Annotated in this window: 18 protein-coding genes; 10 read left to right on the forward strand and 8 right to left on the reverse strand. The window is 71.2% G+C overall.

Annotation, left to right across the window (positions count from 1 at the left end):
* Nucleotides 1-34: 34 nt before the first annotated feature.
* The gene (locus G4D85_RS50025; protein WP_240359803.1) at nucleotides 35-220 is read right to left on the reverse strand and encodes a hypothetical protein; all 186 of its coding nucleotides are present in this window, start codon (nucleotides 218-220) and stop codon (nucleotides 35-37) included.
* A 176-nt stretch (nucleotides 221-396) separates the two neighbouring features.
* Between G4D85_RS50025 and lipA the strand changes: the two genes are divergently transcribed.
* Genes lipA through lipB form a run of 5 tightly spaced genes read left to right on the forward strand, consistent with a single transcriptional unit; the run spans nucleotide 397 to nucleotide 5,694 of the window.
* Nucleotides 397-1,326: a lipoyl synthase gene (gene lipA / locus G4D85_RS41070; protein ID WP_164019720.1), complete on the forward strand. Its 930-nt coding sequence runs from the start codon at nucleotides 397-399 to the stop codon at nucleotides 1,324-1,326.
* A 47-nt stretch (nucleotides 1,327-1,373) separates the two neighbouring features.
* Nucleotides 1,374-2,669, forward strand: coding sequence for a dihydrolipoamide acetyltransferase family protein (locus G4D85_RS41075; protein ID WP_164019721.1), 1,296 nt, complete (start codon nucleotides 1,374-1,376; stop codon nucleotides 2,667-2,669).
* Nucleotides 2,670-2,702: 33 nt separating this feature from the next.
* Nucleotides 2,703-2,924, forward strand: a complete 222-nt coding sequence (locus G4D85_RS41080) for a hypothetical protein (RefSeq protein ID WP_164019722.1) — start codon at nucleotides 2,703-2,705, stop codon at nucleotides 2,922-2,924.
* A gap of 11 nt (nucleotides 2,925-2,935) precedes the next feature.
* A complete protein-coding gene (locus G4D85_RS41085; RefSeq protein WP_164019723.1) occupies nucleotides 2,936-4,600 on the forward strand; it encodes a ClpX C4-type zinc finger protein in 1,665 nt (554 codons plus the stop codon).
* Nucleotides 4,597-5,694: a lipoyl(octanoyl) transferase LipB gene (lipB, locus tag G4D85_RS41090; RefSeq protein WP_164019724.1), complete on the forward strand. Its 1,098-nt coding sequence runs from the start codon at nucleotides 4,597-4,599 to the stop codon at nucleotides 5,692-5,694. Before G4D85_RS41085 ends, lipB begins: the two co-directional genes overlap by 4 nt.
* Here the strand turns inward: lipB and G4D85_RS41095 are convergent.
* The 3 genes from G4D85_RS41095 to G4D85_RS41105 all read right to left on the reverse strand — a co-directional run bounded on the left by G4D85_RS41095 (nucleotide 5,684) and on the right by G4D85_RS41105 (nucleotide 8,593).
* Entirely contained in the window at nucleotides 5,684-6,595 is a 912-nt protein-coding gene (locus tag G4D85_RS41095; protein WP_205525924.1) for an MBL fold metallo-hydrolase, read from the reverse strand. The two genes, lipB and G4D85_RS41095, sit on opposite strands and share 11 nt — an antisense overlap.
* A complete protein-coding gene (gene ribA, locus G4D85_RS41100; protein ID WP_164019725.1) occupies nucleotides 6,567-7,241 on the reverse strand; it encodes a GTP cyclohydrolase II in 675 nt (224 codons plus the stop codon). The genes G4D85_RS41095 and ribA overlap by 29 nt, the downstream gene beginning before the upstream one ends.
* A gap of 119 nt (nucleotides 7,242-7,360) precedes the next feature.
* Nucleotides 7,361-8,593, reverse strand: coding sequence for a molybdopterin molybdotransferase MoeA (locus G4D85_RS41105; RefSeq protein ID WP_164019726.1), 1,233 nt, complete (start codon nucleotides 8,591-8,593; stop codon nucleotides 7,361-7,363).
* Between the two features lie 197 nt (nucleotides 8,594-8,790).
* Here G4D85_RS41105 and G4D85_RS41110 point away from each other — a divergent pair, with 197 nt between their 5' ends.
* The 3 genes from G4D85_RS41110 to G4D85_RS41120 all read left to right on the forward strand — a co-directional run bounded on the left by G4D85_RS41110 (nucleotide 8,791) and on the right by G4D85_RS41120 (nucleotide 14,457).
* Complete coding sequence (locus G4D85_RS41110) at nucleotides 8,791-10,200, forward strand: protease inhibitor I42 family protein (RefSeq protein ID WP_164019727.1); 1,410 nt, start codon at nucleotides 8,791-8,793, stop codon at nucleotides 10,198-10,200.
* A 107-nt stretch (nucleotides 10,201-10,307) separates the two neighbouring features.
* Nucleotides 10,308-14,021, forward strand: a complete 3,714-nt coding sequence (rnr, locus tag G4D85_RS41115; RefSeq protein WP_164019728.1) for a ribonuclease R — start codon at nucleotides 10,308-10,310, stop codon at nucleotides 14,019-14,021.
* 217 nt (nucleotides 14,022-14,238) lie between these two features.
* Complete coding sequence (locus G4D85_RS41120) at nucleotides 14,239-14,457, forward strand: DUF3185 family protein (protein ID WP_205525925.1); 219 nt, start codon at nucleotides 14,239-14,241, stop codon at nucleotides 14,455-14,457.
* Between the two features lie 30 nt (nucleotides 14,458-14,487).
* Here the strand turns inward: G4D85_RS41120 and G4D85_RS41125 are convergent, their stop codons facing one another.
* The 4 genes from G4D85_RS41125 to G4D85_RS41140 form a co-directional block, all read right to left on the reverse strand.
* Nucleotides 14,488-15,231, reverse strand: coding sequence for a head GIN domain-containing protein (locus G4D85_RS41125; protein ID WP_164019729.1), 744 nt, complete (start codon nucleotides 15,229-15,231; stop codon nucleotides 14,488-14,490).
* An 88-nt stretch (nucleotides 15,232-15,319) separates the two neighbouring features.
* A complete protein-coding gene (gene fghA, locus G4D85_RS41130) occupies nucleotides 15,320-16,171 on the reverse strand; it encodes an S-formylglutathione hydrolase (protein ID WP_164019730.1) in 852 nt (283 codons plus the stop codon).
* Nucleotides 16,168-17,280: an S-(hydroxymethyl)glutathione dehydrogenase/class III alcohol dehydrogenase gene (locus tag G4D85_RS41135; protein ID WP_164019731.1), complete on the reverse strand. Its 1,113-nt coding sequence runs from the start codon at nucleotides 17,278-17,280 to the stop codon at nucleotides 16,168-16,170. The genes fghA and G4D85_RS41135 overlap by 4 nt, the downstream gene beginning before the upstream one ends.
* A 167-nt stretch (nucleotides 17,281-17,447) precedes the next feature.
* Nucleotides 17,448-18,242 (reverse strand): tetratricopeptide repeat protein, encoded by a 795-nt coding sequence (locus tag G4D85_RS41140; RefSeq protein ID WP_164019732.1) that lies wholly within the window; start codon nucleotides 18,240-18,242, stop codon nucleotides 17,448-17,450.
* 294 nt (nucleotides 18,243-18,536) lie between these two features.
* Here G4D85_RS41140 and G4D85_RS41145 point away from each other — a divergent pair, with 294 nt between their 5' ends.
* Both G4D85_RS41145 and G4D85_RS41150 read left to right on the forward strand, forming a co-directional pair.
* Nucleotides 18,537-20,102 carry an alkaline phosphatase D family protein gene (locus G4D85_RS41145; RefSeq protein ID WP_164019733.1) on the forward strand — a complete coding sequence of 522 codons (1,566 nt, stop codon included), beginning with the start codon at nucleotides 18,537-18,539 and terminating at the stop codon, nucleotides 20,100-20,102.
* A gap of 150 nt (nucleotides 20,103-20,252) precedes the next feature.
* A complete protein-coding gene (locus G4D85_RS41150) occupies nucleotides 20,253-20,438 on the forward strand; it encodes a hypothetical protein (protein WP_164019734.1) in 186 nt (61 codons plus the stop codon).
* The last annotated feature ends 5 nt before the right edge of the window (nucleotides 20,439-20,443 follow it).

The following is a 20,443-nucleotide window of genomic DNA, read 5'->3' on the forward strand; positions in this document are numbered from 1 at the left end:
GCGTCGTCGCTCCGGGCCCACCACGGTGGGCCCTTCAGGCCGTCCCGGGCTCCACGCCCGTGGGCGGCCTGTCCATTACCGGGGGCACGTGCACCGGCGTATGCATGAAGACCTGTGCGTACCGTGGGAGCCAGCGGCTGGCTGGCAGCCCGGCGGGGTAGAGCAGCCCCTTCCAGTGCTTGTAGACGTACCCGCTGGTCCCCAGGTGGATGGCGGCCATTCCTTCAGCCTGGGCATCCGGGCGTGGCGGTGCTGCCTCCTCCGGGGCAGCCTGCCCGCCGCCAGGGCATTAGTAGGGACACGACAACAGGGAAGCGGCTGGCGGGGGCTGACGCCTCGCGTTAGAGGCTTCCCGCTTGAACGTCTTTCGCCCAACCCATAGAAGGCCCGCGATCCATGGCGACTCCCGACCGGTTTCCTCTCCCCCAGGTGACTGAGACCACCCGCAAGCCGGAGTGGCTGAAGGTGCGTCTCCCGCACGGTGAAGGGTACGAGCGGGTCAAAGCCATCGTGAAGCGGACGAAGCTGGCCACGGTGTGCGAGGAGGCCCGCTGCCCGAACATCGCCGAGTGCTGGGGCGGCGGCACGGCCACCGTCATGCTCATGGGCGAGGTGTGCACGCGCGCCTGCCGCTTCTGCCACGTGAAGGTGGGGGCGCCCCCGCCGTTGGATCCGATGGAGCCCATCCACCTGGCCCAGGCCGTGAAGGAGATGAACCTGGAGTACATCGTCGTCACGTCGGTGAATCGTGACGACCGGCCGGACGGTGGCGCCAGCCACTTCGCGTCCGCCATCCGCGAGCTGCGCAAGGAGAGCCCGAAGACCATCGTCGAGGTGCTCATCCCCGACTTCAAGGGCGTGGAGAAGGACCTGACCACGGTGGCAGAGGCGAAGCCGCACGTGGTGGCGCACAACGTGGAGACGGTGGAGCGGCTCACCCCCACCGTGCGCGACAGGCGCGCCACCTATCGCCAGTCCCTGCGCGTGCTGGAATATCTCAAGCACCGTCCCGAGGGCCTCTACACCAAGACCTCCGTCATGGTGGGCCTGGGCGAGACGGACGCGGAGCTGGAGCAGACCTTCAAGGACCTGCGCAACGTGGGCGTGGACGTGCTGACGCTGGGCCAGTACCTCCAGCCGTCGCAGTACCACCTGCGCGTGGAGCGCTTCGTCACGCCCGCGCAGTTCGAGGCGTACAAGTCGCTGGCCGAGTCCTTCGGCTTCCTCTACGTGGCCTCCGGTCCGCTCGTGCGCAGCAGCTACCGCGCGGCCGAGTTCTTCATGAAGGGCCTGATGGAGCGCGAGCGCCTCGAGCGCCTCGGCTGAGCCGGGCTTGACGCACACCCCATCCCTCGCGGAAAGACGACGACCCCATGGCGATCTTCGAATTCAAGCTCCCCGACCTCGGTGAAGGCGTGATGGAAGGCGAGCTGGTGAAGTGGCACGTGAAGGAAGGCGACCCCGTCAAGGAAGACCAGGTCCTCGCCGAGGTGATGACGGACAAGGCCACCGTCACCGTCCCCACCCCCAAGGCGGGCCGCGTCGTGAAGGTGCACGGCAAGGAAGGGGACATGGCGAAGGTGCACCAGCTCCTCGTCACCCTGGAGATCGAGGGCGCGGCGCCGGTGCAGGCGGGTGGCCACGGCGCTCCAGCTCCGGCCGCGGCTCCCTCGGCTCCGGCAGCGGGCGCGGCGGCTCCTTCAGCGGCTCCGATGTCGGCGGCGAGCCATGGCGAGGCCCCGGCGGCTTCGGCCACCAAGGTGCTGGCCACCCCGGTGACGCGTCGCATGGCGCGCGAGCATGGGCTGGACCTGGCGACCATCGCCGGCTCGGGCCCGCAGGGGCGGGTGACGAAGGCGGACGTGAAGGCGGCGCTGGAGGGTGGCACCCAGAAGAACGTGGTCTCGCCCGCCAGCGCTCAGCAGGCCCGGCCCGCCGCGCCCCCGGTGTCGGCCGGTCGCGCGGACGAGCGCGTTCCCCTGCGCGGCCTGCGCAAGAAGATCGCCGAGAAGATGGTGCGGTCGAAGTTCACGATGCCGCACTTCGCCTTCGTGGAAGAGGTGGACGCCACGGACCTGGTGGCCCTGCGCGCGCGGCTCAACAAGCAGCTCGCGGCGGCCGGTGACAACACCAAGCTCAACTACCTGCCGTTCATCATCAAGGCGACGATTGCCGCGCTGAAGAAGTTCCCGCACCTCAACGCCAACTTCGACGAGGCCACGCAGGAACTGGTGGTGCGCGGCGAGTACAACATCGGCATGGCGGCGGCGACGCCGGACGGCCTCACCGTGGCGGTAATCAAGGACGCGGACCGGCTGACGCTGGCCCAGCTGGCGCAGGAGACGGCCCGCCTGGGCGTCGCCGCGCGCGAGCGGAAGCTGAAGATGGAGGAGCTGACGGGCGGCACCTTCACGATTACGTCGCTGGGCCAGAGCGGCGGCCTGTTCGCCACGCCCATCATCAACCACCCCGAGGTGGGCATCATGGGCGTGCACAAGCTGAAGCAGCGCCCGGCGGTGAAGGACGGCCAGGTCGTCGTGCGCGACATGATGAACCTGTCGCTGTCGTGCGACCACCGCGTCATCGACGGCTCGGTGGCGGCGGACTTCGTGTACGAGGTCATCAAGTACCTGGAGAAGCCGGACCTGCTGTTCCTTGCCATGGCGTGAGGTGAGCGCCAGTCGCTGCGCGAGAGGGCGGCCGTGCTGCTGCGCGGCTTCCCCCGGGTGACGTACCTGGCGCAGTGCTTCGGCAACTCGGAGGAGGTGGCCGCCGCCCTCCGGGAGGCGGAGTCGCTGCCCCTGGTTCCACCGGAGTCGCTGCTCGCGGGGGTGTATGCACGGCTGCCCTGGCACCTGGCCGGGCAGCGCTCGAAGCCGCGGGCCATCCAGGAGGGCCGCGCGGCGGTACCCGGAGACGATTAGGCTCCCTGCGTATGGCCGACAACCCTCGCGAGCTCATCCGTGCCGCCCAGTCCGCTGAGATGCAGGGGGACGTGGACCGCGCGGTGGAGTGTCTCAAGAAGGCGGCGGAGGTGTACCGGCAGGCCGGTAACGCGCCGCGCGCGCTTCAGCTCCTACGCCACGCGCGCAGGCTGGACGGCAGCCGGGTGGACATCGCGGAGGAGGTGAACCGGCTGGAGTGGATGCCGGAGACGCTGCTCGCGCGCCCGGGACTCGAGGATGACGAGGACTCACGGCTGGCCTCGGAGCTGGAGCGCTCCCTGGAGGGCGAGCCGCTTCCGGAGCTGGTCCGCAGGCAGCGGCTCATCGAGGACGCCCTGCGCGAGGCTGGCATGCACGCGGAAGGGGAGGCGCCTCGCGACGGGAAGGCGTGGGTCATCGAGACCGAGGCCGCGGAGGATCTGCAGCGGCTGGAGGCGCAGCTCGCGCGCGTGGCGGCGTCCGTGGACGCGGCCGACATTGCCAGGGCGGGTGGGGCAGGGGGCTCGCCGGTCGAGGCCGTGAAGGCTGCGGCTATCGACGTGGCGGCGGCGGGTGGGGCAGGGGCTTCTCCGGCGGAGGCCGTGCAAGGTGCGGGCGATGTGGCGGCAACGGGCTGGCCTGCTCAGGCGACGCAGCTTTTTCGGGACGGCGATGCGCCCTTGTCCGGCACGGGCTTGGACGAAGCACAGGCCCGCTCCGTCTCGGACCCACTGCCCGCGGACGCAGGCCCGGAGGCAGCCCCCCGGCGTCGGCGCGAGAAGCGCCTCATCGAGCGGGGGCCCACGCGCGCCGACGCGGCGCTGGATGCGTGGTGCTCCTTCTGCTGTCGACCCCGCTCCGAGGTCGGAGACCTGGTCGCGGGCCCCACGGGCTCATTCATCTGCGCGGGCTGCCTGTCCGAATCCGTATCGCTGCTCGGAGACGTCACGCCCGCTCCACCTCCCGTGCGCTCGCGTCCGGTGGAGCCTCCGGGCGCCTTCATGGAGCTGGTGGGGCAGGCGGAGGCCCAGGCCCTGCTGGAGCGCGCTCTCCAGACGGGCGCGCGGTGTGTCCTCGCCGTCGGCCCCGAGGGCAGTGGCAAGAGCGTCTGGTTCCAGCAACTCCAGCGTCAGCGTCGCGGAGTGTTCGTGCACCTCGCCGAGCTGGAGCAGGGCCCGGTGCCCCAGCCACTCCTCGTGGAGGACGTGGACCGCATGGACGCCGCGTCGCAAGCGACGCTCGCCGACTTCCTGTCCCGTCGGCTCTCCCAGACCGTGGTGCTGAGCGCGCGCGGCCTCTGCCCGGACGCGCGCGGCCCCGTGCTGCGCAATGACTCGGGCGTCCTGCCCGTGCCCACCACGGCCGCGCTGGGCCTCTCCGTGCGCGGGGCCGTGCCCGTGAGCCTCCTGGAGCACGTGCAGGTGCTGCTGCCGCTGCACGCGCCCACGCAGGCCGAGTTCGTCGAAATCGCCCGGAGGCGCCTGTCCCTGCGCGAGCCGGCCGTCTCTCTCTCCGAGGACGTGCTCGGCGCCTTCGCCGCCGAAGCCGTGCGCTCGCCCCGCGCCGGCCATGAGCTGCACGCGCTCCTCAACCGGGTGCCCGCGGGAACCTGGGGCCTGGAGGACTCGACCCGGCCGGCGCCGCCACGCAAGGGCCGGCGGAAGGGGGGCACGTGAACGCCATCACCGTCTACCGGCTCGGCCGGGTGGAGTACGAGGACGGCCTGAACCTGATGCGCCTCTTCGGTGAGTCGCGTCGCCAGGGCCTGTCCGGAGACGTGCTGCTCCTGCTGGAGCACCCGCCCGTCCTAACCCTGGGCCGCGCCGCGAAGCGAGAGAACATCGTCGCCAGCGACGAGCGCCTCGCCGCCGAGGGCGCCGAAGTCTTCGAGACCAACCGTGGCGGAGATGTCACCTACCACGGGCCCGGGCAGCTCGTGGGCTACCCCATCTTCCTCCTCCCTCCCGAGCGCCACGACGTGCGCCGCTACGTGCGCGACGTGGAGCGCTCCGTCATGCAGGTGCTCGCCCGGTGGGGCATCACCGCCGGCCCCATCCCCAAGTGGCCCGGCGTGTGGATTGGCGAGGAGGGCTCTCCGGACGCGCGGAAGGTTGCCGCCATCGGCGTGCACATCTCCCGCTGGCTGACGACGCACGGCTTCGCGCTCAACGTGAACACGCGCCTGGAGCACTTCCAGCTCATCGTCCCCTGCGGCATCCGCGAGGCCGGCGTCACCTCCATGCAGCGCGAGCTGGGCCAGCCCATCCCCATGCCGGAGGTGGAGGACGCCATCGCCAGCAGCTTCTGCACCGTCTTCGACAGCGAGCGCGTGGACGCGCCTCCGCCCATGCGGACGGTGAGCGTCGCCGTGGTGCGAGGCCATGGCCCGGAGGCCCGGGTGCTGCTCGTGCGCCGCAAGCCGGAGCGCGGTGGCTTCTGGCAGGTCCTCACCGGCCGCCTGGAGCCCGGCGAGTCCCCCGCCCAGGCCGCCGCGCGCGAGCTGGAGGAGGAGACGGGGCTGTGCCTGCCGCCGGTGGACCTGGACTACCGCCACGCCTTCGCCCTGGGCGAGCTGCTGCCTCCGAAGCTGGTGGAGGAGCACGGCTTCGCAGTCCACTGCGCCCCGGACGCCGAGGTGCGCCTGGGCCCCGAGCACGACGCCTTCGAGTGGGTGGACGTGCCCACCGCCCTGGAGCGCCTGCCCTTCCGGGGCCTGCGCGAGACGGTGAAGCGCGCCGTGGCCGAGCGGGCGACTTCGACTACAGCTTGATGACCATCGACTCCTTGGCGGCAATCGCCTCGGGGCGGTGCTTGCGCACCTGGCGCAGCAGCTTGTCCATCGCGGCGTCGTCGCGCCCCGGGTCATGGTGGAAGAGCACCAGCGTCTTCACCTCGGACGCATCCGCCGCGCGCACCGCGGCCTCCCACGTGGAGTGGCCCCAGCCCGTGCGGGCAGGACCGCTGCGGCCGAGGTACTCGTCCTCCGTGTACATCGAGTCGTAGATGAGCAGGTCCGCGCCGCGCGCGAACTCGAAGAGGCCCGAGTCCAGCGAGCTGCCGTGCTCCACGTCCGTGGCGTACACCACCGAGCGGCCCCCGCAGTCCACGCGGTAGCCCAGGTTGCCGCCCGGGTGGTTCAGCTCCAGCATGCTCACCCGTGCCGGACCCACTTCCAGCGTGTCGCTGGCCGACAAGTCGCGGTACGTCAGCTGTGCGCGGAACACGCCCTCCGCCGTCACCGGGAAGTAGGGCTGCACCATCTGCCCGCCCAGAATCTGCTTCACCGTCTGCCCGTTGCGGGGCGAGCCGTACAGCGTGAAGGCGTTGCTCGGCACGAAGATGGGGCCGAAGAAGGGCAGGCCCTGCAGGTGGTCGTAGTGGTAGTGCGAGATGAAGATGGAGCCGCGCACCGGCTTCGTCGTGGCCAGCAGCGCGTCGCCCAGGGCCCGCGCTCCGGAGCCCAGGTCGAAGATGAGCAGCTCGTCCCCGCAGCGGACCTCCACGCACGGCGTGTTCCCGCCGTAGCGCTTCGTCTGCGGACCGGGAGTGGGGATGGAACCACGCACGCCCCAGAAGCGCACCTCGAAGGGCACGCGGCTCTGGCTGCGCGCAGCGGCCTTGCGCCGCCGCGCGGGCGGCTTCTCAGCCGGCCTTGGCTTCCGTGTCGTCATCCTCGGCGAAGAGCTCAATCAGGTGCCCCGTACGCTCGCGCTTCGTCCTCAAATAGTCGACGTTATGCGGATTGTGCGTGGTCCGGGAAGGGATTCGACGCCGGACAGGCACGCCCTCTTCGACCATGCCCGCGATCTTGAGCGGGTTGTTGGTGATCAGGTCCACGGAGCGTACGTCCAGGCTGCGCACCATCTCTGCTGCGATGTCGTACGTGCGCAGGTCGTCCGCGAAGCCCAGCTGCCTGTTGGCCTCGTAGGTATCCAGGCCCTTGGCCTGTAGCGCGTACGCCTTGATCTTGTTCCCCAGCCCGATGCCCCGCCCCTCCTGGCGCAGGTACAGCACGACCCCCAGGCCCCCCTGGGTGATGAAGTCCAGGGAGCGGTCCAGCTGCTGGCGGCAGTCGCACTTCAGGCTGCCGAAGACCTCGCTCGTCAGGCACTCGGAGTGGATGCGCACCGGCACCCCCTCCATGCCCTGCACGTCGCCCACCACCAGTGCCACGTGCTCGCGCCCGTTGCGCTTGTCCCGGAAGACGATGGTCCGCAGCGTCCCGCGCTCCGTGGGCACGTCCGCCTCCGCGAACCGCTCCAGGTGCTGCGTGTGCTTTCGGGTCGGAAGGACCTGGGGTGAGCGAGTATCCGACATGTCGAGGCGTCTCCGGTGCAGGGCTCCCTCTTTGGAGGCCCCACGGTTGCAAGTCAAGGCAGGCTCAAAGCTTTTGCACACCGTCAGCAATAAAGATGCGCGGGCCGGCCGTGCGTTACTCAGGCCACCCAGGAAAGCGGAAGCAATTCTATGGGGTCCCCATGAGACAAACTGTTGGCTTCCCGGGGGAAGTGCAGCAGGTGGGTGGCCGTCGCCGCCGACCGCAGAACACCCGAGGTCTGCGTGGCGAGGGGACGCGCCCACAGCCCGCCCTCTCTCCAGGCGGCCGTGACGCGGACGAAGTGGGCCAGCCCGGCGGGTTTTGACAGGCGGCCGTCCAGGCGCCCGGTGACCCGGCCGGGCTCCACGTCCGTGTGCCCGAGCAGCCGGCGCAGGGCCGGCCGGACGAACAGCTCGAAGGTGACCAGGGAGGACGTGGGGTTGCCGGGCAACCCGAAGAAGAGGGTGCGCCCGCGCCGGCCCACCACCAGCGGCTTGCCGGGCTTGATGGCCACGCGCCAGAAGTGCTGCTCCACGCCCAGGGCCGCCAGCACCTCCTTCGTGTAGTCGCGCTCGCCCACGGACACGCCCGCGCTGGTGAGCACCACGTCGAAGCCGTCCAGCCGGGACAGGGCCGTCTCCACCGAGTCGCGCGTGTCGCGGGCGATGCCCAGCAGCGAGGGCACTCCGCCCGCGCGCCGCACCGCCATCGCCAGTGACGGGGCGTTGGTGTCGACGATGCGGCCCTGGGGCGGCTCGTCCGCGCGGCACAACTCGTCGCCGGTGGAGAGGATGGCCACCCGGGGGGCGCGGGGCACGGGCGCGGACAGCTGGCCCTGGGCCCAGAGCAGCCCCAGCTCGGGGATGCCCAGCGGCGTGCCCCGGGGCAGCAGCACCTGGCCCTCCCTCGCGTCCTCGCCCCGTGGACGGACGAAGTGGCCCGGCCCCACGGCCTCCAGGATGTCCACCTGATCAGCGCCCCCGTCGGGCACCGGGCGCGTGCGCTCCCGCATCACCACCGCGTCGGCGCCCGGGGGCAGGGGGGCTCCCGTCATGATTCGCGCGCACGTCCCGGGCTGCACGTCCCGCTTCGGCGTGGCCCCGGCGTAGACCGTCTCGCCCACCACCAGCCGCACCGGCGGCGGTCCCGCCAGGTCCGCGCTGCGCACCGCGTAGCCGTCCATGGCCGAGTTGTCCCAGGGGGGCAGGGTGCGCTGCGCCGTGACGTCGTCGGCCAGGGTGCGGCCCAGGGCCTCTTCCAGGGGCACCCACTCGGCGGGCAGGGGAGTGGCCAGGGCCAGGATCTGGGCGCGGGCCTCCTCGACCGGCAGCAATGTGGCGGCGTCGTTCATGGCTGGCTTATAGCCGTGCGGCGGGCACCTGGCTCGACCCCGTGAAGCAACGAAAGTCCGTGAGAAAATCAAGTGTTAGTTTGACAGCCCAGCTGATCATCGTTACAAGCAGACGTGATCGCGAGGCTTGCCTGCCCCCTCGGGGCGGCCCGCCAACCCGTTGAAAGGACACGGGAACTCTCAAGGAGACTGCGTCGATGGCCAAGCCCAAGTCCGGGGCCAAGAAGACGACTCCCGCTGGCAAGGCTGGCGCAAAGCCCGCTGCGAAGAAGGACAACACCGCCCGGCTGGATCTGATCAAAAACGCCTCAAAACGGGTGGCAAAGGCGGCGACGAAATTGGTGAAGGCGGCGTCGGAAGTGGCGAAGGGTGCCAAGGCGGCGAAGAAGGCCGCGCCGGAGAAGGCAGCGGAGAAGGCTCCCGCGGCCGAGAAGACCCCGGCGGCGAAGGCCCCCGCCGCGAAGAAGGCCGCGGCGGAGAAAGCCGCGCCGGAGAAGGCCGCGAAGGCCGCACCCGCTGGCAAGGCGGCTCCGGCCGCGAAGGCCGCGGGCGGGAAGGCGGGCTCCAAGACGGGTGGCGCGGGCGCGGGGACTTCCGTCCCGGCGGCCGACAGGCCCCGTCCACGAGCCACCAAGCTGCCGCCCCCGGGCGAGCCGCTCACCAAGCGTGAGATGGAGCAGCTGCTCACCGCCGGCGAGGGCCGCGGCGTCATGGGCGAGGGCAGCCTCAAGGGCCGGCTCGTCGTGACGAACGACATGCCGCACCTCGTGGTGGTGGGCCGCGACAAGCGCGAGCTGACCTTCCTCCTCCAGGGACCGGATCAGGAAGTCCTCCCGGCCTACGTGGACCACAAGGTCTCCGTCAGCGGGATGATCCGCAAGACGACCAACCACGGCGGCGTGGTGGACGTGCGCAAGTACTCGGCGAAGAAGCCGGAGGCCGAAGTCGAAGCGCCGCCTCCCGCGGACACGGAGCCGCGGCTGCGCTACCTGTCGCCTGGCGAAATCACCATGGTGACGGCGGCCGGCATGGGCGCGGGCGTCAAGGGCTTCGCCACCGTGCGCGGCAACCTCGAGATGACGGGCGAGGACTTCGTCCTCGTGGTGTCCAACGGCGGCACCCGCCAGCAGGTCTCCTTCCTCATCGAGGGCAAGGCGGCCAACAAGGCCCTGCGCAAGCACGTGGGCCACACCCTGCAGCTCCAGGGCGTGGTGGACAAGACGTCCGGCTGGGGCGGGAGGCTGGTCGCGGAGACCGTCGAGCCGCGTCCGCCCGAGGCCCGCGCCGTGTCGCGCGACGAGATGGAGCTGGTCCACATCGAGGGCGAGGTGCCCACGTCCGTGGACGTGAAGCTCAACCACGGCCTCACCGTGCGGCTGCCGGAGCAGCCCGGCTTCACCTGGGCCATCGAGCCCACGGTGGCCAAGCGCGTGGGTCTGCGCGAGGCCAACTTCGAGCCGGGCGCCAGCGGCGGACCGGCCACCCGCGAGTTCTTCTTCACGCCCAGGAACCCGGGCACCTTCGAGGTGGAGTTCTTCCTGGCCAAGGCACTCTCCCCTGGCCTGGTGGACCGCTCCTTCAAGATCAACGTCACGGTCAAGCCCTGAGGGACGCCGCCCGGAGCAGGCTCCGGGAGGCGGCCGGTCGCCGGGGGGTTCCCGTCTGGGCGCTCCGGGCTTACCCGTTCCCGTAGCGGCCGAGCCGCGACCCCACCGTGAGCCTCTCTCCAGACCAACTCAGGCAGATCCTCGCAGACGCTGACCACCCGCTGGGCATCAAGGAGCTCCTGCGGCTCGCCGGCCTGCACCCCGGACAGCAGACCGAGCTCAAGCGCGCGTTGCGCGAGCTCGTCCGCAAGGGGGCCGTGCAGAAGGAGGGCAAGCGCTTCCTTCCCATGGAAGCCCCGGCTCCCGCACGGCGCGACGAAGCCGAGGCGGCCTCCGTCCCGCCCCCCTGGAGCCGTCCGGCTCCCGGTGGTGGCGCTCGGACCGAACCCCGGGGGCGGGGCACGTACCAGTCGCTCCAGGGCAGTGAGCACGGCGGCCGGGGTGCGCGTGGCGCCCAGCAGGGCGCGGGCTTCCGTGGCCGGGGCTCCGAGGAGCGGCCCGGCCGGGACTTCGGCAAGCCGCAGGACCGCCAGGGGCGCGGGCGCGACCGCAAGGGCTTCGGCTCGGAGTCGGCGCAAGGCGGCGGGTTCCGCCGGGGCGGCGGGCCGGAGCGCTTTGGTTCCACCGGGCGCCGTGGCGGCTTCGACGGCGGCGCGCTCCCTCCGGTGGAGGGCATCCTCCACGTGCACCGTGACGGCTTCGGCTTCGTGCACCCGGTGACGGGCGAGGGGGAGAACATCTTCCTGCCTCCGGGCGAGGCGCAGCGGGCGCTCGACAATGACCGGGTGGTGGTGGAGGTCTCCGGACGCCCCGGGCGCTACGAGGGCCGGCTGATGCGCGTGGTGGACCGCCGGCGCGAGCTGGCGGTGGGCACGTACATGCAGCAGGGCCGGTACGGCGTGGTGTACCCCACCGACTCGAGTCTGCCCGGCTCCATCACCGTCCCCCTCACCCAGATGGCGCAGGACGGCGACCTGGTGAGGGTGCGGCTCGGCGTGGGCGCGGAGCTGCTGGATCCGGACCGGGGGCTGTTTGGCGAGGTGGCCGGCTCGCTCGGCAAGCCCGGAGAGCCGAGCGCCGAGGTGCTGGGCACCGCCTTCTCGCAGGGCTTCTCCGACGAGTTCCCGCCGGAGGCCATGGACGAGGCGGACCGCTACGCGGTGAAGGTGACGGAAGAGGAGGCGCGCGGCGAGGAGCGGAAGGACCTGCGCTCGATGCCGCTCATCACCATCGACGGCGAGGACGCTCGCGACTTCGACGACGCCGTCTACACGGAGCCGCATGGGGACGGGTGGCGGCTGGTGGTGGCCATCGCCGACGTGTCCCACTACGTGCGCCCGGGCAGCGCCCTCAACGCGGAGGCCCTGCGGCGCGCCACGTCCGTGTACCTGCCGGACCGCGTGCTGCCCATGCTTCCGGAGCGGCTGAGCAACGGCATCTGCTCCCTGAAGCCGGACGAGGACCGGCTGTGCATGGTGGCGGACCTGACGTTCGACCGCCGGGGCCAGCGGCTCTCGTACGAGATGTACCCGGCGGTGATGCGCAGCGCCGCGCGGTGCACGTACAACGAGGTGCAGGACGTCCTGGACGGCAAGGACGTGCCGCACCGCAACGCCTTCAAGCCGCAGTTCGAGCAGCTGATGGCGCTGGCGCGCACTCTGACGAAGATGCGCAAGGAGCGCGGCGCCATCGACTTCGACCTGCCCGAGCACAAGGTGGTGCTGGGCAAGGACGGCCTGCCTGAGCGCATGGACAAGCGCGAGCGCAGGGACAGCCATCGCCTGATTGAAGAGTGCATGCTCGCCGCCAACGAGGCGGTGGCGAAGTTCTTCCAGGACGAGGGCCTGCCCACGGTGTACCGGTTCCACGGTGAGCCGGACCCGGAGAAGCTGGCCACCTTCGCCGCGCTGGCGGCGGCGTATGGCTTCAAGCTGCGCTTCGAGGACGGGGTGCCGTCGAAGGAGCTGGATGCCTTCATCAGCCAGCTCGCGGGCCACCCGGAGCAGCGGGCGCTGAACCAGCTGCTGCTGCGCTCGATGATGCAGGCCGTCTACACGGCGTCGCGGGTGGGGCACTACGGCCTGGCGGCGGAGCACTACCTGCACTTCACCTCGCCGATTCGCCGCTACCCGGACCTGCTGGTGCACCGGCTGCTGAAGGCGCACTGGGCGCGCAAGGGGCGCAAGCCCTCGGAGTCCATGCTGGAGCGCGAGGAGGCCCAGCTGGAAGACATGGCCGTGCAGTGCTCCGAGCGTGAGCGCGCGGCCATGCAGGTGGAGCGCGAGGTGGTGTCCTTCTACGCGTGCCTGCTGATGAAGGACCGGGTGGGGGAGGAGTTCGCCGCCACGGTGGCCGCCATCACCGACTTCGGCTTCTTCATCGAGCTGGACGAGGAGCACGTCGAAGGCCTGGTGAAGGCGGAGACGCTGGGGCCGGGCGCGAAGCTGGACAAGCTGACGCACGCGCTGGTGTACGCCGGTGGGCGCCGCGTGCGCGTAGGACAGAAGCTGCGCGTGCGGCTGTCGTCGGTGAATGTGACGGCGCGGAAGATGGACTTCGAGGCGCTCCAGTTCGACGGTGAGGCGATGCTCGCCCGCGCCGAGCCGGGGGCTCCGCGCCGCCGCCGCGAGTGGGAAGCGGAGCCGCCGCGAGGCCATGGCCGTGAGCGGGCGGGACGTCCCGGCCGTCGCGAGCGCGAGTCCGCCGCCGGAGCAGTGCAGCGAGGACCGCGCGAGGAGCCCGCTGGCGGTGGACCGCGTGGACGCTTCGTGCGCGAGGGCCGGCGCGAAGAGGCCGCACCGGCGCGAGCAGGTGCCTCCAGGTTCCAGCGCCCGTGGCGCGGGGAGCCCGAGACGCAGCGTCCCACCGAGGCTCCAGGAGCGTCGAAGGGGCCGAAGCGGAGGATGTTCATCCAGCCCCAGTCCCCCGCGCTCCCCGCGACGGAGGCCGAGGCGCTTCCTCGGACGTCGCAGGGGCCCGGGCAGGAGGGCGCACCGGAGGCGCGCGAGCTGCCGACGTCGCCACCGTGGGCGGCTCCCGTCGAGGCGCCCGTGTCCGCTGGGGACGAGGGTTCCCGTTCGCCGCACCCGGGGTTCGACCGCATCCGCGCGCTGGCCTCCCAGCGCGGCCGGGGTGGGGCGGAGGTCCGTGGCGCGACCCATCCCAAGCATGAGGCGAAGCGGCATGGCGCGGACCGGCAGGCCGGACCGGGCCCCCGTTTCCCAGCCCCAAAGCCGAGGCCCGAGACACGGGAACCGGCCGAGGAGGCCACCGGGCCGCGCTTCGAGGCCCCTGAAGCGGCCCGTACCCCTGTGTCCGGGGCGGGCCCGGGCGTCTCCGCGAAGCCCTCGACTGAGGCCCCACCGTCTGCGTCCACCCGGCCCGCGCCCGAGGCGAGGCCGGCTGTTGCCGCGAGCCCGGCGGCCGAGTCGAAGCCGGCTGTTGTCGCGAGCCCCGCGGCCGAGTCGAGGCCTACCGCGCAGGCGACGCCCGAGCGCGTAAGCGAGGCGGCGGAGCAGGTGCCCACCATCCGCGAGGAGCGGGAGGCCGCGTCCAAGCGAGGCCCGAAGCGGAAGGCGGTCACGAAGAAGGTGGCGGCCACGAAGAAGGCAGCGGCCACGAAGAAGGTGGCGGTCGCGAAGAAGGCAGCGGCACCGCGCAAGAAGGCCACCACCAAGGCCACGAAGAAGACCCAGAAGGTCAAGGCGGCGAAGCCGGTGAAGGCCAAGGCCAAGACGCCCGCGAAGGCCGCGAAGCCGGCGAAGCCCCGCGCCACCGGCGGCAAGGCGCGGAGCAAGACGCCGACGCGTCGGAAGCGCTGATTCCAGCGCGGCTCCGACGCAGAGACAGCACCGGGCGCCTGTTCCTCTATGCAGGCGAGGAATGGGCGCCCGCCTTGTTCTCCAGTACGGCTCCGACTCGCTCCGAGTGTCGGACGCCTGTGTCTCTTCGCCGAAGAGGAATGGGCGCCCGCCTCATTCCCGCCGCCGAGGACCTGCGTGGAGCGGCTATGCTCCACGCGCACCTCAAGGAGGCACCGTGGGACTCGTCCGGCTCGTGGGAGTGATGCTCGCTGTCGCGGGAGGCGTGTTGCTGTGGACCGGGCTGCGCGCGCGGGATTCGCTCGCGGAGCGGGCCACCGAGGTCTTCACCGGCCGCAACACCGAGCAGACCACGCTGTACCTCGCGGGCGGAGGCGCGGCCCTCGCGGGCGGCATCCTGCTGGTGCTCTTCGGCGGCGGCCGGCGGCGGCGCTAGCCCCGCGCCCACCACCGTCACCCGCGGCGCCTACTCGAGCGTGAGCGTGGAGCCCCCGCTCAGCTGTCGCGAGCGCACGGTGGGCTGGCCGATGATGCGCACGTTGCCTCCACCCGAGGACGTCACCTCCAGGGTGTCCGAGACGCGCATGACGACCTCGCCCCCGCCGCTGGTGGTCAGCGTGGCCTCGCGCGCGGAGAGCTCACGGGCGCGCAGCACGCTCCCGCCTGACGTGTCGCCCGTCACGCGGGTGGCCGCGCCTTCCAACGTGGCCTCCACGCCACCGCTCAGGTCCAAGTCGAGCCGCGCGGTGTCGAGGCCGCTCACCCGCAGCCTTCCTCCACCGCTGGCGCTCACCCTGAAGGACTCCGAGTCGAGCGTCCCGCCCACGTCCACCGTGCTTCCCCCGGAGCGCACCACCGACTCCAGGCGCGGCACCGTCAGCTCGGCGCGCAGCGGGTGGCGCGAGTCCCACTCCCCCACGTCCTCCTCGGGCAGGGACACGCGGAGCCGGTCTCCACCGGAGTGCTCCGTCCGCACCAGGGCCACCAGGTTGTCATCTCCGACGACGCGCACCTGCGTCGGCTGTCCCGGCTCCACCCGCACCCGGACCTCGAGGCCATCGCTGACCTCGAGCTTCACGAAGTCGGCTGTCGGCCGCTCCTCCTCGATGAAGCGCCCGCTGCCCTCCACGTAGGGCCCGCGTACACAGCCGGACAGGACTGCCGCCAGCAGTGCGAAGCCCACCCACAGTCCCTGGTTCCTGATGCGCATGTTCCCACTCCCGAGAAGGTCGCCGTCGAGGCCGGCGTCGGGAGAGGGAACACCGCCCCGGCGCGGAACTGTCACCGTGGCCCGTGAGCTACGCGTTCAGCGCCGCCGCATGGTGGCGGAGGTGGTTCTCCATGAACGTGGAGACGAAGTAGTAGCCGTGGTCGTACCCCTCGTGGATGCGCAGCTCCAGGGGCTGGCCCACGGCCTCACAGGCCTCGCGCAGCAGCTCCGGCTTGAGCTGCTCCTGGAGGAACTTGTCGCTCGTCCCCTGGTCCACGAGCAGCTTCGGCAGGCGCGTCTTCGAGGCCCGCAGCAGCTCCGTGGCGTCGTACTCACGCCACGCCGCGGTGTCCTCGCCCAGGTAGCCGCGGAACGCCTTCTGTCCCCACGGCACGCGCATGGGCGCGGCGATGGGCGCGAAGGCGGACACGGAGCGGTAGCGTCCCGGCTGGCGCAGCGCGCACACCAGCGCGCCATGCCCTCCCATGGAGTGCCCGAAGATGCCCTCTCGGTCCGCGCGGGCGGGGAAGTGCGCGGCGATGAGCGCTGGCAGCTCCTTCGTGACGTACGTGCCCATGCGGTAGCGCGCGGACCACGGCGCCTGCGTGGCATCCAGGTAGAAGCCCGCGCCCACGCCGAAGTCCCACGAGGCGTCCTCACCCGGGTAGCCCGCGCCGCGAGGGCTGGTGTCCGGGGCCACCAGCATCACCCCCAGCTCCGCCGCCATGCGCTGCGCGCCGCCCTTGATGAGGAACGTGTCCTCCGTGCAGGTGAGGCCCGCCAGGTAGTAGAGCACCGGCACCTTCCGCTCCCGCGCCTGGGGCGGGACGAAGATGCCGAAGCGCATGTCACCCCCACACGCCTCGGACGCGTGGCGGTAGAAGCCGACGGTGCCGTCGAAGCAGCGGTGCTCGGACAGGCGGGTGGGGGCCGCCGTCATGAGTACTTCACCACGCTGCGGATGGACTCGCCCCGGTGCATCAGGTCGAAGCCCTTGTTGATGTCCTCCAGCGCCAGCGTGTGGGTGATGAGGTCGTCGACGTTGATCTTCCCGTCCATGTACCAGTCGACAATCTTCGGCACGTCCGTGCGGCCGCGCGCGCCGCCGAAGGCGCTGCCCTTCCACACGCGTCCGGTGACGAGCTGGAACGGCCGCGTCTTGATTTCCTGCCCCGCGCCGGCCACGCCGATGATGATGCTCTCGCCCCAGCCCCGGTGGCAGCACTCCAGCGCCTGCCGCATCGTGTTCACGTTGCCGATGCACTCGAAGCTGTAGTCCGCGCCGCCGCCCGTGAGGTTGACGAGGTACGGCACCAGGTCGCCCTCCACCTCCTTCGGATTCACGAAGTGGGTGAGGCCGAACTTCTCCGCCATGGCCTTGCGCGCGGGGTTGATGTCCACGCCGACAATCTGGTCCGCGCCCACCATGCGCGCCGCCTGCACCACGTTGAGGCCGATGCCGCCCAGGCCGAACACCACCACCTTGCTGCCTGCCTCCACCTTCGCGGTGTAGACCACCGCGCCGATGCCCGTCGTCACGCCGCAGCCGATGTAGCAGACCTTGTCGAACGGGGCGTCCTCGCGAATCTTCGCCACCGCAATCTCGGGCAGCACCGTGTACTGCGCGAAGGTGGACGTGCCCATGTAGTGGTGCACGGGCTCGCGGCCCAGGCGGAAGCGGCTGGTGCCGTCCGGCATCAGCCCCCGGCCCTGCGTGGCGCGGATGGCCGTGCACAGGTTCGTCTTGCGCGACAGGCACGACTTACACTGGCGGCACTCCGGCGTGTACAGCGGGATGACGTGGTCACCCTTCTTCACCGACGTCACGCCGGGGCCCACGTCCACGATGATGCCCGCGCCCTCGTGGCCGAGGATGGCGGGGAACAGCCCCTCCGGGTCGCTCCCCGACAGGGTGAACTCATCCGTGTGGCAGATGCCGGTGGCCTTCAGCTCGACGAGCACCTCGCCCGCCTTCGGCCCTTCGAGGTGCACCGTCTCGATGCTCAGGGGCTTGCCCGCCTCGAGCGCCACCGCTGCGCGGATGTCCATACGCCGTTCTCCCTGCCTGGTTGTTGAGGCTCAAAGCGTAGAGCCAGGCCGGCGGTGGAGGGCAGGAAGATTTCTGCAAGGCTCGATGAGTGGACATTCGAAAAGTGAAGGGCCCGGCACCGGCTCGCGGTCCCAGGCCCTCGGGTGTTGCTGCCGTGACGTGACGGCTACGGCTTGTTGGACGCCTGCGGAGCGGCCTTGGCGGCCTTCTGGGCCTCGCTGAACTTCTTGGTCAGCTCCCCGAACTGCGCCTGGTAGTCGTCCATGCGCTTCTGGTGCTCCTCGGCGCGGGCGTTGGCCTCGGCGACGACGACCTTGTCCTTGGCGTTCTCCGCGGCCTCGGACAGCGCCATCTCCTTCTGCTGCCGCTCGTACTCCATGAGGCGGGCCATGACGACGCGCTTGTTGAGGTACGTGTTGGCGGAGTTGGCGTTGATGGCCAGCACCTGGTCGTAATAGCCGAGCGACTTCTCCAGGTCCGCCTTCAGGATGGGCGCCGCCATGGAGCGGGCGCCGCCGCGCTGCGCGTAGATCTCCGCGATCCACCCGAGAGAGGTCTCGTCCTTCGGCTCGATCTTCAGCGCCTCGTTGAAGTACTTCTCGGCGTCATCGGTGGTGCCGGCCTGCATGTGCATGCTGGCGAGCGTCCGGAGGACCTCGGCCTTCTCCGCCGGAGTGGTCTTCATCTCCATGATCTTCATCACGGACTGGGAGGCCTCGGCCATCTGACCGACCTGCATGTGGGCGAAGGCCTTCTTCTCCCAGACCTTCTCCTGCTTGGGGTCGGCCTCGAGGGAAAGGGCGTACGCGGCGGCCGCCTCCTTCCACTCCTTCTTGCTCATGTGGTCGCTACCCTTGATGCGGTGCGTCTTGGCGGCCTCCGCCTTCTCGTCGGTACAGCCGACGGTGCCACCCAGGGCCAGAACTCCGAGGACCAGACCGACCTTTCCCAGACGCTTCATGTGTGTGTGCCTTTCGAGCGAGGCCCGATTGAGAGTTTCCAGCGGACCCGCCCTCACGGGTCCTGATGGGGGTGGGAGCATACCCGAAGTCGCTCGTTTGCCGCCGCTCGTACGGGGCTGCCTGCCTCCCTGGTCACCGGGCTTTGCTCTGGGTGTGACTTTCCGGAGCGCTCCCCACGGCCGGAGCCGGGGCGCCCGGGGGCACGACGGGTGGCGCCCGGCTGAGGATGAAGTCCTGAGGGCCCGAGGGAGGGCGCTGCTAACCTGCGGGCCTCGCGCTTGGAGGCCCCCGCAATGCCTGTCCTTCCCCGCCGCACCGTGCTCCAGGGACTCGTGCTCGCGGCCACGGGCTGTGCCACGTCGTCCCCGACGCCCTCCACGGCGAGCCGCACACCGGCGCCGCGTCCCGGGCCCGGCCTGCCGCTGGGCGCCCAGCTCGGGGATTCACGCGCCGGGGCCGTGACGGTATGGGGGAAGGCGGACCGGGCCGGGCGGCTGGTGGTGGAGTGGAGCGAGGACCCTCGACTCGTGAAGGGCGTGCGCCGCGTCGAAGGTGCGGCGCTGACGGAGGCCTCCGACTTCACCGGCGTGGTGGACCTCACGGGGCTGCCGCCCGGGCGCGAGGTCCACGTGCGGGTCATCGCGGAGGACGGTGGCCGCGCGGGCGAGGCGTGGCAGGGGCGCTTCCTCTCCGCCCCGGACGGCGCTCGCGACATCCACTTCACGTGGAGCGCGGACGTGTGCGGGCAGGGCTGGGGCATCAACTCCGAGTGGGGCGGCTACCGGGGCTATGGCGCCATGCGCGCGCTGCACCCCGACTTCTTCCTGCACGTGGGCGACGCCATCTACGCGGACAACCCGCTCCTCCCGGAGGTGACGCTCCCGGACGGCCGCGTGTGGCGCAACCGCGTCACCCCCGCGAAGTCCAAGGTGGCCGAGACGCTGGAGGAGCTGCGAGGCAACTTCGCCTACAACTTCCTGGACGAGCACTTGCGCGCCTTCGCCCGCGAGGTGCCCATCGCCTACCAGTGGGACGACCACGAGGTGCGCAACAACTGGTACCCGGGGCGCAGCCTCGCGGATGACCCGCGCTACACGCAGGTGTCGGACGCGGGCGTGCTGGGCACGCGGGCGCGGCAGGCCTTCTTCGAGTACTCCCCGGTGGGCGGGGCGGCGCGCGCGGAGGGGCGCATCCACCGGCAGCTCGCCTACGGGCCGCACCTGGACGTGTTCATCCCGGACGTGCGCGCCTTCCGGGGGCCCAACACCGTCAATCGCCAGGAGCGCCCCGGGCCGGAGACGACCTTCCTGGGCCGAGCGCAGCTGGACGGGCTGAAGTCGGCGCTGGCCGCGTCCACCGCCACGTGGAAGGTGATTGCCACCAGCATGCCGCTGGGGCTCATCATCCCGGACGGGCAGCACGCGGACGGCTACCACATGGAGGCGTGGGCCAACGGCCCGGGAGCCCCGCTGGGACGCGAGCTGGAGCTGGCCGAGCTGCTGTCGTTCCTCAAGGCCCGCCAGGTGCGCAACGTGCTCTTCCTCACCGCGGACGTGCACTACCCGGCCGCGCACCACTACCACCCGGACCGCGCGCGCTTCCGCGACTTCGACCCGTTCTGGGAGTTCGTCGCCGGGCCGCTGCACGCGGGCACCTTCGGGCCCAGCCCGCTGGACGACACCTTCGGCCCCGAGGTCCGCTGGCACCGCCCCGCCACGGTGATGAACGCGGCGCCCTGGGAGGGGCAGCAGTACTTCGGGAGCGTGCGCATCCTCGGGAAGAGCGGGGCGCTCACCGTGGCCCTGCACGACCTCACGGGCGCCGTCCTTCACCAGGTGGAACTGGAGCCCCGGTCATGATGGTGCCTGCGCTATTGGCCGCGGCCCTGGCGGTAGTCGGCGGATCCCCACCTCGACGAAGGGCAGCGGCACGAGGAGCGGCTCGGCACGGCGGACTATCACGTCTGGTGGTGTGGGCCGTGTGAGCGAGGCACGGTGGTGCGCCATGCGATGCTCGCCACCACGCGCCGCGTGAACTGCGAGAAGTGCGGGAACCACACGGTCAATGAAGTCGCGAAGACGCTCACCCCCGCCACGCACGGCCAGGGCGGCGAGTTCCTCGTCCAGCTCTCCTGCGAGGGCTGCGGCCACCGGCAGCGGTTCTGGCGCTACACGCCCCGCCTGTCCCTGAAGTGAACGAA

Origin of the sequence: Pyxidicoccus trucidator (assembly GCF_010894435.1) — a bacterium.
Taxonomy (GTDB): Bacteria; Myxococcota; Myxococcia; order Myxococcales; family Myxococcaceae; genus Myxococcus; species Myxococcus trucidator.

Coding starts and splice junctions, on each gene's coding strand:
- G4D85_RS41145 (WP_164019733.1), top strand. CDS start 18,537: ATGCCTGTCCTTCCCCGCCGCACCGTGCTCCAGGGACTCGTGCTCGCG.
- G4D85_RS41150 (WP_164019734.1), top strand. CDS start 20,253: ATGCTCGCCACCACGCGCCGCGTGAACTGCGAGAAGTGCGGGAACCAC.
- fghA (WP_164019730.1), bottom strand. CDS start 16,171: ATGACGGCGGCCCCCACCCGCCTGTCCGAGCACCGCTGCTTCGACGGC.
- G4D85_RS41125 (WP_164019729.1), bottom strand. CDS start 15,231: ATGCGCATCAGGAACCAGGGACTGTGGGTGGGCTTCGCACTGCTGGCG.
- G4D85_RS41075 (WP_164019721.1), top strand. CDS start 1,374: ATGGCGATCTTCGAATTCAAGCTCCCCGACCTCGGTGAAGGCGTGATG.
- G4D85_RS41085 (WP_164019723.1), top strand. CDS start 2,936: ATGGCCGACAACCCTCGCGAGCTCATCCGTGCCGCCCAGTCCGCTGAG.
- ribA (WP_164019725.1), bottom strand. CDS start 7,241: ATGTCGGATACTCGCTCACCCCAGGTCCTTCCGACCCGAAAGCACACG.
- G4D85_RS41095 (WP_205525924.1), bottom strand. CDS start 6,595: ATGACGACACGGAAGCCAAGGCCGGCTGAGAAGCCGCCCGCGCGGCGG.
- G4D85_RS41135 (WP_164019731.1), bottom strand. CDS start 17,280: ATGGACATCCGCGCAGCGGTGGCGCTCGAGGCGGGCAAGCCCCTGAGC.
- G4D85_RS41140 (WP_164019732.1), bottom strand. CDS start 18,242: ATGAAGCGTCTGGGAAAGGTCGGTCTGGTCCTCGGAGTTCTGGCCCTG.
- G4D85_RS41105 (WP_164019726.1), bottom strand. CDS start 8,593: ATGAACGACGCCGCCACATTGCTGCCGGTCGAGGAGGCCCGCGCCCAG.
- lipA (WP_164019720.1), top strand. CDS start 397: ATGGCGACTCCCGACCGGTTTCCTCTCCCCCAGGTGACTGAGACCACC.
- G4D85_RS41110 (WP_164019727.1), top strand. CDS start 8,791: ATGGCCAAGCCCAAGTCCGGGGCCAAGAAGACGACTCCCGCTGGCAAG.
- G4D85_RS50025 (WP_240359803.1), bottom strand. CDS start 220: ATGGCCGCCATCCACCTGGGGACCAGCGGGTACGTCTACAAGCACTGG.